This window comes from Streptacidiphilus anmyonensis (genome assembly GCF_000787855.1).
GTDB classification, from domain to species: domain Bacteria; phylum Actinomycetota; class Actinomycetes; order Streptomycetales; family Streptomycetaceae; genus Streptacidiphilus; species Streptacidiphilus anmyonensis.
On the sequence record NZ_BBPQ01000040.1, the window covers coordinates 59,699 to 72,961 of the forward strand.

General features: G+C 72.5%; 12 protein-coding genes. 4 read left to right on the plus strand and 8 right to left on the minus strand.

Going from position 1 to position 13,263, the window contains the following annotated elements:
• Positions 1-335: 335 nt before the first annotated feature.
• Both TR50_RS27840 and TR50_RS27845 read right to left on the minus strand, forming a co-directional pair.
• Positions 336-1,892 (minus strand): DUF7059 domain-containing protein, encoded by a 1,557-nt coding sequence (locus TR50_RS27840; RefSeq protein ID WP_042427930.1) that lies wholly within the window; start codon positions 1,890-1,892, stop codon positions 336-338.
• 278 nt (positions 1,893-2,170) lie between these two features.
• Positions 2,171-2,902: a hypothetical protein gene (locus TR50_RS27845; RefSeq protein WP_042427857.1), complete on the minus strand. Its 732-nt coding sequence runs from the start codon at positions 2,900-2,902 to the stop codon at positions 2,171-2,173.
• Between the two features lie 332 nt (positions 2,903-3,234).
• Here TR50_RS27845 and TR50_RS27850 point away from each other — a divergent pair, with 332 nt between their 5' ends.
• Positions 3,235-4,122: an alpha/beta fold hydrolase gene (locus TR50_RS27850; RefSeq protein WP_042427860.1), complete on the plus strand. Its 888-nt coding sequence runs from the start codon at positions 3,235-3,237 to the stop codon at positions 4,120-4,122.
• A gap of 194 nt (positions 4,123-4,316) precedes the next feature.
• Here the strand turns inward: TR50_RS27850 and TR50_RS27855 are convergent, their stop codons facing one another.
• Entirely contained in the window at positions 4,317-6,800 is a 2,484-nt protein-coding gene (locus tag TR50_RS27855) for a sodium-translocating pyrophosphatase (RefSeq protein ID WP_084701090.1), read from the minus strand.
• Between the two features lie 293 nt (positions 6,801-7,093).
• Between TR50_RS27855 and TR50_RS27860 the strand changes: the two genes are divergently transcribed.
• On the plus strand, positions 7,094-7,492 hold the full coding sequence (locus TR50_RS27860; RefSeq protein WP_042427863.1) for a hypothetical protein: 399 nt from the start codon (positions 7,094-7,096) through the stop codon (positions 7,490-7,492).
• Positions 7,493-7,751: 259 nt separating this feature from the next.
• On the opposite strand, the gene TR50_RS27865 is transcribed toward TR50_RS27860, so the two are convergent.
• Entirely contained in the window at positions 7,752-8,216 is a 465-nt protein-coding gene (locus TR50_RS27865; protein ID WP_042427866.1) for an ATP-binding protein, read from the minus strand.
• Between the two features lie 120 nt (positions 8,217-8,336).
• Positions 8,337-8,678, minus strand: coding sequence for an STAS domain-containing protein (locus tag TR50_RS27870; RefSeq protein WP_042373473.1), 342 nt, complete (start codon positions 8,676-8,678; stop codon positions 8,337-8,339).
• A 131-nt stretch (positions 8,679-8,809) separates the two neighbouring features.
• Here TR50_RS27870 and TR50_RS27875 point away from each other — a divergent pair, with 131 nt between their 5' ends.
• Together TR50_RS27875 and TR50_RS27880 are read left to right on the plus strand one after the other, a co-directional pair.
• Positions 8,810-11,413: a DEAD/DEAH box helicase gene (locus tag TR50_RS27875; RefSeq protein ID WP_084701092.1), complete on the plus strand. Its 2,604-nt coding sequence runs from the start codon at positions 8,810-8,812 to the stop codon at positions 11,411-11,413.
• A 40-nt stretch (positions 11,414-11,453) separates the two neighbouring features.
• Complete coding sequence (locus tag TR50_RS27880; RefSeq protein WP_042427870.1) at positions 11,454-12,314, plus strand: class I SAM-dependent methyltransferase; 861 nt, start codon at positions 11,454-11,456, stop codon at positions 12,312-12,314.
• 93 nt (positions 12,315-12,407) lie between these two features.
• Here the strand turns inward: TR50_RS27880 and TR50_RS27885 are convergent, their stop codons facing one another.
• The 3 genes from TR50_RS27885 to TR50_RS44685 all read right to left on the minus strand — a co-directional run.
• Complete coding sequence (locus TR50_RS27885; protein ID WP_084701094.1) at positions 12,408-12,803, minus strand: Rv3654c family TadE-like protein; 396 nt, start codon at positions 12,801-12,803, stop codon at positions 12,408-12,410.
• On the minus strand, positions 12,800-13,168 hold the full coding sequence (locus TR50_RS27890; RefSeq protein WP_042427874.1) for a TadE family type IV pilus minor pilin: 369 nt from the start codon (positions 13,166-13,168) through the stop codon (positions 12,800-12,802). The genes TR50_RS27885 and TR50_RS27890 overlap by 4 nt, the downstream gene beginning before the upstream one ends.
• A partial coding sequence (locus tag TR50_RS44685; protein ID WP_042427877.1) for a DUF4244 domain-containing protein occupies positions 13,158-13,263 on the minus strand: 106 nt, incomplete at its 5' end. The genes TR50_RS44685 and TR50_RS27890, both read right to left, overlap by 11 nt.

Below are 13,263 nucleotides of genomic sequence, written 5' to 3' on the forward strand. Positions count from 1 at the left end.
GACCCGGGCCATCGCGCCGACACCGACCCGCCGCAGGGTGCGTCGCAGGCGCACCTCGACGGCGCACCACCAGATGACAGCGCCTCCGAACAGGGAGAACCACACCCCGGTGAACAGACTCAGTGGTGTCCCCACGTTCGCACACCCCGCCAAAGCTCTGTCGTCTGATGGTCGATCACGTGATCGGTCGGTCGCCCATGCAGGCTGTCAGCGCGGCGGCAACTCAAGGCCTACGCACGGCGAAAGCAAAGCAAACCCCCGATGAACGGGACGTTCACCGGGAGTCTGCGGAAGGCTCCGTGGAGGGTCGAGCGAAGGGCTTGACGGGGGCTCGGTCAGGCGGGCAGCAGGAAGCCCTGCTCCACCAGCAGCCGGATCTGCCCGGGCGCGCGGTCGCGCAGCACCACCGGGTCCTCCTCCAGCAGCCGGGCGATGGCGTCCAGGATGTCACCGGCGCGCAGCGAGCCCTCGCAGGCCCCCGCGAATCCGGCGCCCACCGTGTCGACCTTCGTCGCCCGCCGCATGCCCCGGTTCTGACGCAGGATCACATGCTCCGGGTCCTCCTCACCGGGGACGCCGACCTGCTCCTGGACGACCTCCTCCGCCAGCCGGTAGCGGGCCTCCAGCAGATCCGCGTCGTCGTGGGAGCGCAGGAAGTCCTGCCGCGCGAACCACTGCTCGATGACCGGCCCGAGCGGCTGCTCGACCGGGTGCGGCCACTCCTCCGCCAGCACGACAGGCTCTGCCCCCTCGGGCGCACGTCGCAAGGTGATCCAGCCGAAGCCGACGCCCTCGACCTTGGCCGCCTCGAAGGCGTCCAGCCACTCCCCGTACCGCCGCTCGTACTCCTCGCGCGCGCCCCGGTGGTCCCCGCCGTCGCGCAGCCAGAGCTCGGCGTAGGTGGTCGGGTCCTGCACGTCGCGCTGCACGATCCAGGCGTCGCAGCCCGTCCCGGCCGCCCACGAGGCGACCCGGTCGCGCCAGTCCTCCCCGCGCACGTGCTGCCAGTTGGCCAGCAGTTGGCAGTAGCCCCCGGGTTCGAGGTGCTCACCGGCCTGCGCGACCAGGCTGCGGCACAGGTCGTCACCCGCCATGCCGCCGTCGCGATAGGTGAACCGGCCGCCCGGGGAGATCACGAACGGCGGGTTGGAGACGATCAGGTCGAAGCGTCCGGCGGCCCCGTCCGCCGGATCGGCGGCGACCGGCTCGAACAGGCTCCCCTCCCGCACCTCGACCCGCTCGCCGAGACCGGACAGCTCAGCGGAGAGACGGGCGAAGTGAAGCGCGCGCGGGTTCACGTCGGTGGCCACGACCTGCGACGCATGCCGGGCGGCGTGCAGCGCCTGGATACCGGAGCCGGTGCCGAGGTCGAGCGCGCGTCGCACCGGGCGACGCACGGTGATGTTGGCCAGCGTGGTCGACGCACCGCCGACCCCGAGCACCAGCTCACCGCGCGGCACGCCCTGATCCGTCGCCGCCCCCGATCCGATGCCGCCGGCTCCGCCGACCGCGCAGCCCAGATCGGAGACGATCCATGCGTCGGCCGTCTCCGATTCGCCCGCGATGTCGTTGGCGTACGGCCGCACGTCGACAGTCGCCCGCACCCCGCCCTCGGCGGTGCGGGTCAGCCACCCGTCCGCCAGCGCCTCCTCGACCGGCAGCGCCAACGCGACCTGCGGGTACGACACCTCCCGCTGCAGCAGGAACAGCCGCACCAGCGTCGGCAGCGCCCCCGGCCCCGCCGTGGCGCGCAGCGCCGGCACGCTCTCGCTACGGGCGAGCGCGGCGTAGGCCGACCCGCCGAGCAGCTCCAGGCAGCCGTCGGCGGTGTAACCGGCGACGACGAACGCGTCCCGCAGCCGCCCGATCCGTTCCCGGTCCACCACCGGCAGCGCGGCGCTGGCTGCGGTCGTGGCTGCGGTGGGGGACGGGGCGGTACCGGCGGTGGGCTCGGCAGAGGCCTGGCCCGCAGAAGTCTGATCCGCAGGTGTCCGGGGCGAGGAACTGGGCGAGGAACTGGTCGTCACACCAGCCATTCTCCCCGACGACCCGCCAGGGCCCGGCACCTCAGCCCAGCGCGCCGGAGCGCCACGACGCGGCCACGCCGGAGCGGCCCGGGCAGCGGGCCGACCGAGCGCCGCGAACGTCGGGGAGGGCGAGCCGCCGCAGCTCAGGAGGAGGCGGAGGCGGATGCCTTGGCGGAAGAAGTGCCGCTCGGCTTCGCCGACCCCTTGGCCGTGCCGGACGCGGAAGCGGAAGCGGACGAGGTCGGGGCGGACGAGGAGGCGGAGCCGGAGGCGTCCGGGGAGGCCGCCGAGGTGCCCGAACCGCCGTCCGTCGGGCTGCCGCTGGGTGCCGCGCAGCCGGGCTGACGGTTGAGGGCCGCACCGAGGTCGCCCGTCTGCAGCGTCTGCAGCGCCGCCGACGACTGCGTGGACAGCTGGCCTATCTGGTCCGAGACACCGCGCAGACCTGCCGCGAAGCGGGCCTGGTCGTTGACGGGCAGCGCCTTCACGGTCTGCTGCACCTTGGTGTAGCCGCCGGCGGCCTGGTTCAGCTCGCTGACCGCGTCGGCCTGCGTCTGGGAGCCGCCGTTCGTCGCCGGCGCACCCGCGGCCTGGACCGCCTGGGCTATCTGCTGGTTTCCGGTGGCCAGCTGACCCATGTCGTCGGCGAGACGCTTCTGCAGATCGGTCGGGCTCTCGCCCTGGACGATCCGACCGGTGTCCGCCTTCGCGTCCGCCACCGTCTTGATGGGCGTGGCGATCCCGCCGCACACACTCTTGGCCCAGGAGTCGAGCTTGCTCGTGCTGTCGCTGCCACCGCAGGCGGTCGTACCGAGCGCCACGACGGCCGCGACCGAGGCCGCGACCGCGACCCGCCCGGCCGCGCGACCCGCCACGCCTCCTGCCGCCCGTCCACGTCGGGACGACGACGACACCGGACCCGTGCCCGACTCCGCCCCTGCGACCTGCTCCCGCACCGACGCCGCCACCAGCTCAGACCTGCTCACCGGGTCCCCTTCCCACGCTCTGACCCAGCTTGGGAACCTACACTGTCGCCCTTTCCGGCGCAGGTCTCCCTCGATACCGTGCACGAACGGGACCGAGGGCGGAGCACCCGACACGACGCCCGACACCGACCGCACCACGTTGAACGCCGAACGCCGAACCACTCGCGAACCACGCCCGCACCACCCCCGCACCACGCCCGACAGGACGACACGGAGGTCACATGCCCCGCGCGCAGGTCAACGGGATCGAGCTCGAGTACGACACCTTCGGCACCACCGACCACCCCACCCTATTGATGATCATGGGTCTGGGCTCCCAGATGATCGCCTGGGACGAGCGGCTCTGCCGACTCCTCGCCGACGAGGGATTCCACGTCGTCCGCTACGACAACCGCGACGCCGGGCTGTCCACCTTCCTCGACACCGGGCCGCAGCCGGACCTCGCCGCCGTCCTCGGCGGCGACGGATCCAGCGCCACCTACCTGGTGACCGACCTGGCCGGAGACGCAGCGGGCCTACTGGACGCCCTCGGTGTCGAGCGCGCCCACCTCGTCGGCGCCTCCATGGGCGGGATGATCGCCCAGCAGTTGGTGATCGACCGTCCCGAGCGGGTGCTCAGCCTCTGCTCGATCATGTCCTCGCCGGACTACCCCAGGGTCGGCCCGCCGAGCGAGGAGGCGTGGGCGGTCATGACCCGCCCCCGCGCGGAGGGTCGTGAGGGCGCGATCGAGGCCAACATGGCGACGGCCCGCGCGATCGGCTCACCCGGCTATCCGCGTGAGGAGCAGGAGTTGCGGGCGTGGGTCAGCCGCGTCCACGACCGGAGCAGCCGCATCGACGGCATAGGCCGCCAGTTGGCGGCGGTCTACGCCTCACCGGACCGGACCCGGGCGCTGGCTCAGGTCGCCGTGCCCACCCTGGTGATCCACGGCGAGGACGACGCCTTGGTGGACATCAGCGGCGGCCGGGCCACCGCCGCCGCGGTGCCGCACGCCGAACTGCTGACGCTGCCGGGCGTGGGCCACGAACTCCCGGAGGCGCTGTGGCCCCGCATCGTGGCGGCCATCGCCGCCAACGCCCGTGCCGGTGAGGCCTTGCGGGCCGGCTGAGCATCCCGCCCTGCCGACCGTCCGGCGCCGCACGCTCAGGCGTTCCCCGTTCGGGAGCGCGACAGCGCCGGACGGTCGTTGCGGCTCTTGCCCAGGCCCGGCACCGGCCTGGCGCCGGTGCTGGCCCTGGTGCCGGTTCTGACCCTGGGCCGGTTCTGACCCTGGGCTGGTTCTGGCCCTGGTGCCGGCCCCGGTCAGGGCACGGTGGAGGTCACCTCCGGATCGGTCTGCCCTCGTACCTGCCGCGGGATGTCCTGGCCCGAATCCCTGTCGGGCTCGCCGCCGCTTGCCCCGCCCGATGCGTCGCCCGATGCGTCGCCCGCTGCGTCGCCCGGCTCGGCGCCCACGGAGATGCCGCGCCGCTTGGACATCCACACCGCGCCCACGATCACGGCCAGGCAGAGCACCGCGATCACCACGCGCCACGCCGTACTGGCGTGCGCGCCGAAGCCCAGCTTGACGATCGCGGTGGCGATCAGCAGCGAGACCAGGTTCATGACCTTGAGCAGCGGGTTGATGGCCGGGCCCGCGGTGTCCTTGAACGGGTCGCCCACGGTGTCGCCGATGACGGTCGCGGCATGGGCTTCGCTGCCCTTGCCGCCGTGGTGGCCGTCCTCGACCAGCTTCTTGGCGTTGTCCCAGGCACCGCCGGAGTTGGCCAGGAAGACCGCCATCAGCGTGCCGGAGGCGATCGCCCCAGCGAGGTAGCAGCCGAGCGGTCCCACGCCCAGCAGGAAGCCGACAGCGATCGGCGCGAGCACCGCGAGCAGGCCGGGGGTGGCCAGTTCCCGGAGCGCGTCGCGGGTGCAGATGTCCACCACCCGGCCGTAGTCCGGCTTCTCGCTGCCGTCCATGATCCCGGGCCGCGAGCGGAACTGCTCGCGCACCTCGAAGACCACCGAACCGGCGGAGCGGGAGACGGCGCTGACGGCCAGCCCGGAGAAGAGGAAGACGACCGCCGCGCCCAGCAGCAGGCCCACCAGGTTGTTGGGCTGGGAGATGTCCAGGCTCAGGCTCAGTCCGTGTGCGGCGGGGCCGATCTGGGACTCCGCCGTTCCGATCGCGTCGGTGAACGAGCCGAACAGCGCGGTGGCCGCGAGCACGGCGGTGGCGATCGCGATGCCCTTGGTGATCGCCTTGGTGGTGTTGCCGACCGCGTCCAGCTCGGTCAGCACCTGCGCGCCCGCGCCCGTGACGTCACCGGACATCTCGGCGATGCCCTGGGCGTTGTCGGAGACCGGCCCGAACGTGTCCATCGCGACGATCACGCCGACGGTGGTCAGCAATCCCGTGCCGGCCAGCGCGACGGCGAAGAGCGAGAGCGTCAACGACCCTCCGCCGAGCAGGAAGACGCCGTAGACGGCGGCGCCGATCAGGACCGCCGAGTAGACGGCAGACTCCAGGCCGACGGAGATGCCGGAGAGGATGACGGTGGCGGGGCCGGTGAGCGAGGTCTTGCCGATGTCGCGGACCGGGCGTCGGTTGGTCTCGGTGAAATAGCCGGTGAGCTGCTGGATCGCCGCGGCGAGCGCGATGCCGATGGCGACGGCGGCCAGCGCGAAGACGCGCGGGTTGCCGCTGTGCGCGGCGACGGCCGGGGAGGCGCCCTTCAGCTCGGCGAAGCGGCCTGGCAGGAAGGCGAAGACGGCGATCACGACCAGCACGAGGGAGACGACCGCGGAGATGAAGAACCCGCGGTTGATGGCGGTCATACCGGACCTGTCACCGCTGCGCGGCGAGACGGCGAAGATGCCGAGGACGGCCGTCACCACGCCGATGGCGGGCACCAGCAGCGGAAAGGCGAGGCCGTGGTCCCCGAACGCGCTGACGCCCAGGATGAGCGCGGCGACGAGGGTGACGGCGTAGGACTCGAACAGGTCGGCGGCCATCCCGGCGCAGTCGCCGACGTTGTCGCCGACATTGTCGGCGATGGTGGCGGCGTTGCGCGGGTCGTCCTCCGGGATGCCCTGTTCGACCTTGCCGACCAGGTCGGCGCCGACGTCGGCGGCCTTGGTGAAGATGCCGCCGCCGACACGCATGAACATCGCGAGCAGCGCGGCCCCGAAGCCGAAGCCCTCGAGCACCTTGGGCGCGTTCTCCCGGTAGATCAGCACCACCACCGAGGCCCCGAGCAGACCCAGGCCGACGGTGAACATCCCGACGACCCCGCCGGTGCGGAAGGCGATCCGCATGGCCCGATGGGACACCGCCCGCACGTCGGGCGCCTCGGTCTCCCCCTCGGCGGGAGTCGCCGCGCGGGCCGCCGCAGCGACCCGGACGTTGCTGCGCACGGCCAGCCGCATGCCGACGTACCCGGTCACGGCGGAGAAGGCCGCACCCACGACGAAGAAGACGGAACGCCCGATCCGCTGTGCCCAGTCGTCGGCCGGCAGCACCAGCAACAGCAAGGGCACGATGACGGCGAACCCGGCGAGGGTGCGGAACTGCCGTGCCAGGTACGCGTTCGCACCCTCCTGCACGGCGGCGGCGATCTGCTTCATGGTGTCCGTGCCCTGATCCGCTGCCAGTACCTGACGGACCAGCAGCCACGCGACACCCAGCGCGGCTGCGGCGACGACGGCGACGATGACGACCACGACCCGGTCCGAACCGGTGAGCACGGCCGTCACTGGTGATTGAGCGCCGGAGAGGTAGAGCCCGGCCATTCGTCCTCCCATGACGTCTGGCTCGTGCGCCGAGTGGGATCCCGGGGTCATGGGGCCGGGGGAGGCGCGGACCGCTCGGCAGCGCGGGCAAGGTGGCAGGCCGCGATTGTAAGAATCCGACACATGATCAAAACAGGGTATGTGCGGCAATTGGTACAAGTAAGAGGAACTGTGACAGAAGTTCTTCACGGGACTTTCCAGGACGCGGCTCCTGCCCACGGCTCCTGACCGCGCCTCATACCCGTCATCTTTCAGCCACCCCAGCCCCGGCTGGCCGGAATCATCCGTGCAAGAATCGGGCCACTTTGGGGGACACCCTCGTCACCAACAACGGCGGCGGCTCGCTCGAGGTCAGTGCGAACGTCGAGGGTTACTACGGCGAGGCGCCCGCGCCCACCACGCTCGTCCCGCTCACCCCGTCGCGGATGCTGGACACGCGGTACGCGATCGGCGCACCCAAGGGCCGGCTCGGTGAAGGGCGGGTGCTGCGGCTCAAGCCGGCGGGCGTCGCCGGCATCCCGGCCGGGGCGAGGACGGTCCTGCTGAACCTCACCGCCCTGAACGCCTCGGCGACCACCTCCGTCACCGCCTACGCGGACGGCACGACACGCCCCGCCGGCGCGCCGTTGCAGGCCGGGCACGATGGACCTGCTGGCGGACGTCGCGGGGTACTACTCCTGACGCGCTGCCGGGGAACGGCGTGAGATGAGCGGCGGAGGGTGGCTCGGGCGATCCCGGGTCACCCTGGCCGCACCCGGACGTCGGGCAGGCTCAGGGCCGGACAGGCCTGGAATCAGGGCTGCGCGGGCGGGCGTGGACGCGCGAGACAGGCCGCACCCGGCCGAGCCGCTGCTGCTCGGGCAGCGCGGACGTCGCCGAACGGTCAGCGAAGAACGGGCAGCGCCGACCGAGCGGTCGCCGTCCGACTGGGTCGACTGCCCTGCTTCGGGCACTCGGCGCGTTCTACAGCTCGTCGTCCGCGGGGTCGGCGATGGGCCAGCTCATGCGGATCAGGCCGCCGTCGTCGTCGTGGCCGATGACCAGGTCGTCCACCAGGCCGCTGATCACGGCGAGGCCCATGGTGTCGTCGGTCTGCTCACCGCCGCTGCCGCCGTTGGCGCCGGCCGCCAGGCTGAGGGCCTCCGCGGCGGTGCTGTCGGCGTGCGAGGTCACCGGCGTCGGCACGCCGTCGCCGACCTCGATCAGAAAGCGCTTCTCCTGCTGGATCAGTTTCACCCGCACGGGGTGTGACACCCCGTTGCGCACGTGCAGACCCACCGCGCGCGAGCACGCCTCGCCCACGGCGAGACGGACCTCGTCGAGGACCGACTCGTCGACCCCGGCCTGCCGTGCGACTGCCGCCGCGACCAGCCGCGCCGTGCGCACGTGTGCCGGGAGTGCGCTGAAGCGCAGTTCGACGGTGGCCATATGCGTCCCCCTCGAAAGGTTCAGATTCCGGACCGGCCCCGGGAGCCGGACACGCGGACTCGTCCGCGTGCCTCATCGCTCCCGGGCGCACTGCCTCAGTTGGAGCTCACGGATGCGAGCTCAGTCGTTGGCGGCGACGGCCTCGTCCACGGAACCGTGGATGGGGAACACCTTCGTCAGTCCGGTGATCCGGAAAATCTTGAGGATGCGCTCCTGGTTGCAGACCAGACGCAGCGAACCCTCATGGGCCCGCACCCGCTTGAGCCCGCCGACAAGCACGCCCAGCCCGGTCGAGTCCAGGAAGTCAACGCCTTCCATATCCACGATCAGATGGTAGTGACCCTCATTGACGAGCTCGACGAGCTGCTCGCGCAGCTTCGGGGCGGTGTACACATCGATCTCGCCCCCAACCTCGACGACCGTGCGGTCGCCGACGGAACGGGTCGACAGGGACAGGTCCACGGAACCTCCAGCACCTTGCCTTGCTTCCATGCCGATGGCGGGGCCCCAGGCCCCGTTGCACGGCCGCGTAGGCATTCAACCACTTATCACCAGGCCAACACGACGCCTTGGGGGGAATCTCCATCAGCGTGATGACAGACTTGGGGCCGATGAAGCCGCGCCCTGACCCGCCCGAAGCCGCTCTCGACCGCCTCACGGGCGCCTCTGGGCGGCAAGATCGGCTCACTCATTTGGAGCACATTCCGGCTCGGCCCGCCCAGTACGCGGGCTGGCCCGCGGGGCTGCGTCCGGAGGTGGTGTCGGCGATCTCGGCAACCGGCATCAAGCAGCCATGGACACATCAGGCTGAAGCCGCGAATCTGGCTATACACGGACAGAACGTCGTGATCGCCACAGGAACCGCCTCGGGCAAGTCGCTCGCCTACCTGGCCCCGGTCCTCAGCGCCCTGCTGGACGGCACCGAGGCCAAGAACGGCCGCGGGGCGACGGGCCTGTATCTCGCACCCACCAAGGCCCTCGCCGCCGACCAGCTGCGCCGCCTCGGTGAGCTGCGCACGGCTGCCGAGGCAGGCGAGGCCGGCGAGGCGGGCAAGGCGGGCGCAGGGACTGGTGGGGTCCGTGGGGCTGGTGGTGCTCGACGGTCTGGTGATGCTGCTGATAACTCCCCGCGGACCGAAGGGGCCGAACGAGCGACGGGAAGCCTCCACGGGGCCTCACGGCTCACCCGCGTCCGCGCGGCGGTGTACGACGGCGACACCCCGTTCGAGGAACGCGAGTGGGTCCGCCAGTACGCCGCGTACGTGCTGACCAACCCGGACATGCTCCACCGGGCCATCCTGCCCGGCCACGCCCGCTGGGCCTCGTTCCTGAAGGCGCTGCGCTACGTCGTGATCGACGAGTGCCACACCTACCGGGGCGTCTTCGGCTCCCATGTCGCGCAGGTGCTGCGCCGGCTGCGCCGCCTGTGCGCCCGCTACGGCTCACATCCCGTGTTCCTGCTGGCCTCGGCCACCGTGGCCGAGCCGGGACACAGCGCCGAGCGGTTGACCGGACTCCCCGTCGCCGAAGTGACCGCCGACGGCTCCCCGCGCGGCGAGACGGTCTTCGCGCTCTGGGAGCCGCCGCTGACGGAGCTCGCGGGCGAGCATGGCGCCCCGGTCCGGCGCTCGGCTACCGCCGAGGCCGCCGACCTGCTCACCGACCTGGTCCTGGACGGCACCCGCACCGTCGTCTTCGTGCGCTCCCGGCGCGGCGCCGAGCTCGTCTCGGTCATCGCCCAGGAAAGGCTGGCCGAGGCGGCCGGGCACGCGACGGCACGGCGGGTCGCCGCCTACCGAGGCGGTTACCTCCCCGAGGAACGGCGCGCCCTCGAGCGCGCCCTGCACTCCGGGGCGCTGCTCGGCCTCGCCTCCACCAGCGCCCTGGAGCTCGGTGTGGACGTGGCGGGCCTCGACGCGGTGCTGCTGGCCGGATACCCCGGCACCCGGGCCTCCGTGTGGCAGCAGGCCGGTCGCGCAGGCCGCGAGGGCGGAGGGGCCCTGGCCGTCCTGATCGCCCGCGACGACCCGCTGGACACCTACCTGGTGCACCACCCCGACTCGCTCTTCCGCCAGCCGGTCGAGTCGACGGTGCTGGATCCCGACAACCCTCACGTGCTCGCGCCCCACCTCTGCGCGGCCGCGGCCGAGCTGCCTCTCACGGCCCCCGCTGACCTGGAGCTCTTCGGCCCCTCGACGCCGATACTCCTGCCCCAGCTGGAGCGCCGCGGAATGCTGCGGCGGCGCGGGGAGAACTCCTGGTTCTGGACCCGCCGCGAACGCGCCGCCGATCTGGTGGACATCCGCGGTGAGGGCGGCGCTCCCGTGCGCGTGGTCGAGGCGGACACGGGCCGCCTGCTCGGCACCGTCGACGCCGGCGCCGCGCACACCACCGTCCACACCGGCGCGGTCCACCTGCATCAGGGCCGCAGCTACCTGGTGCGGGAACTGGACCTCGAGGACTCGGTGGCCCTCGTCGCCGAGGCCGATCCGCCGTACAGCACCGTCGCCCGCGACACGACGCACATCGCCGTGCTGGGTACGGACCGTCAGGTCGCTTGGGGCGACGCCACCTTGAACTTCGGTTCGGTCGAGGTCACCAACCAGGTCGTCTCCTTCCTGAAGCGCCGGCTGCTCACCGGCGAGATCCTCGGCGAGACCAAGCTCGACCTGCCGCCGCGCACCCTGCGCACGCGCGCGGTGTGGTGGACCGTGACCGAGGAGCAGCTGGAGGACGCCGGCTTCCTCCCCGAGGAGCTCCCCGGGGCCGCCCACGCGGCCGAGCACGCCTCGATCGGCCTGCTCCCGCTCTTCGCCACCTGCGACCGATGGGACATCGGCGGCGTCTCCGTCCCCCTGCACCCCGACACAGGCCTGCCCACCGTCTTCGTCTACGACGGCCACTCGGGCGGCGCCGGATTCGCCGAACGGGGCTTCGAACGCGCTCAGGAGTGGCTGTCCGCCACCCTCCAGGCCATCACCTCCTGTGAGTGCGAACGTGGCTGCCCCTCCTGCATCCAGAGCCCCAAGTGCGGCAACGGGAACGACCCGCTGGACAAGCAGGGCGCGATCCGCCTGCTGACGCTGCTGCTCGCCGGGTCGGCAGCCGCTGCGGCGAAGCCGCAGCAGGCGGAGGGGTCGCCCTCCCCGACACTCGGCTCCGGCTCCGGCTCCGGCTCCGGCTCCGGCTCGGCATAAACCGGTGGAGTGCCCCCAAGCCCGCTCCTAGGGTTCATGGATGACGACGGAGCAGACGCCGCCCAGCCCTGAGGCGCGAGCCGCGGAGGAGTATCTGCGGGCCTTCCACGACAACGCGCCCGGCCGGCTTGTCGAAGGCGCGAACACCCACCGTGCGCCGGACGGCCGGACCAGCCACGAGGTGCTGGCCGACCGGGTCGGTCCCGTCCGGAGCGTCCTCGACCTCGGCTGCGCCGACGGCGCCCTGCTGGCGCTCTTCGCCGAGCGCGGCGCCGAGACCCTCGCCGGGGTCGACCTCTCCTCCGGCGAACTGGAGATCGCACGCCGCCGACCCGGACTGGCCGGGGCCCGGCTCCACCGCGGTCGGGCCCAGGAACTTCCCTTCCCGGACCGCTCTTTCGACGCCGTGGTCTCGCACATGGCCCTGATGCTGATGGCCGACGTCGAGCAGGTCGTCGCGGAAGCAGCCCGGGTGCTCAAGCCCGGTGGCACGCTTGCCGTGGCCGTCGGCAGCGGCCCGGTGGGCGGTGAGGCGATGGAGCTGTTCCTCGAGCTCGCCACCCCGCACCTCACGGCAACGCCGACTGGGCGACGCCGTCCCCGGCTCGGCGACCCGCGCAGTCGCAGCCGCCTGGGGCTCGACGAGTTGCTGAGCCCGCGCGGCTTCGCCCCGGTGGACTGGGAGCCGTTCACTCTCAGAATGGACGGCACCGCCGACCAGGTGTGGCAGGTCATGCTCGACACCTACTACGACGTGACCCAGCTGGACGAGGCGACACTGGAGCGGCTGCACCAGGAGTTCGTCGACGCCTCCCGCTCCCTGGCGGCCGCCGATCAGCGGGTCCCCTGCGGTCTGCGGATCACCCTTGCGACGACCCGACTGACCGGGCTGCGGGCCTAGCCTGGCCCCATGCACGGGGCCCTGGTCGCACGACGGGCCGCCCGAAGAGGACCGCCCGACACGAAGGTCGCCCGACACGCGCGTCGCCCGACGTCAGAACGGAGCGGTCACCGGGCCAGCCCGGGCGCGGGCCCGGGCAGGGGGAAGCCCGGGGATCAGCCCGATCGGGGAGGGGACGGAGACCTCCACCAGGACGCTGTCCTCCAACGCGTCCGCACGGATCGCGCAGGAGTGGAGCGTGGCGCCCTGGGCCGAGGCGATGGCTGCGGCTTCCGCGCACGCCTCGCCCGGGTCCAGGAGCAGCCGTCCCGCCGCCGCGAGGGCCGCCAAGTCCGCCGCCGACTCCGCCCGGTGGCGGGCGGCGACCGCGCCGGCCACGCCCAGGGCGGCCGTCGCCGCCAGGCCGACCAGGCCGAGCAGAGCCACCAGCCAGATCGTGGCGGCGCCTGCGTCCCGACTCCGCCCACCCGACCGGCGCGCATGCCTCACGGTCCGGCTCCAGGCTCGCCTGGCTCCCGCTCGGCCACAGCCGTTGCGGAGACCCGGAAGCTGAGCAGCCCGCCCGGACCGCTGCTCACGGAGGAGACCTCCGCACGCACCTGGTCGCCGGCGGTGCTGACCGAGACCGAAGCGCCGGGAGGCGCGGCGGCCTGGCCCAGCGTGGCAGCGGCCGGATCCCCTCGTGCCGCGGCGCGCGCTGCCTCGCGTGCCGCGTCGACGCACCGCACCTTCGCCGAGCCGACCAGCACAGCCCAGAGCAGCATCGCGGTGACCAGTACCAGAGCCGGCAGAGCGACGGCCGCCTCGGCCGTGGTGTAGCCCGCGTCGGACGGGCGCGGGCGCTCAGACGGCACCGAGAGCTCGCCGGATCAGGCCTTGCAGCGCCGAGGAGACGGCCCCGCTGGTGACCACCTTGTAGAGCAAGGCGGCGAATCCGCACGCCGCGACA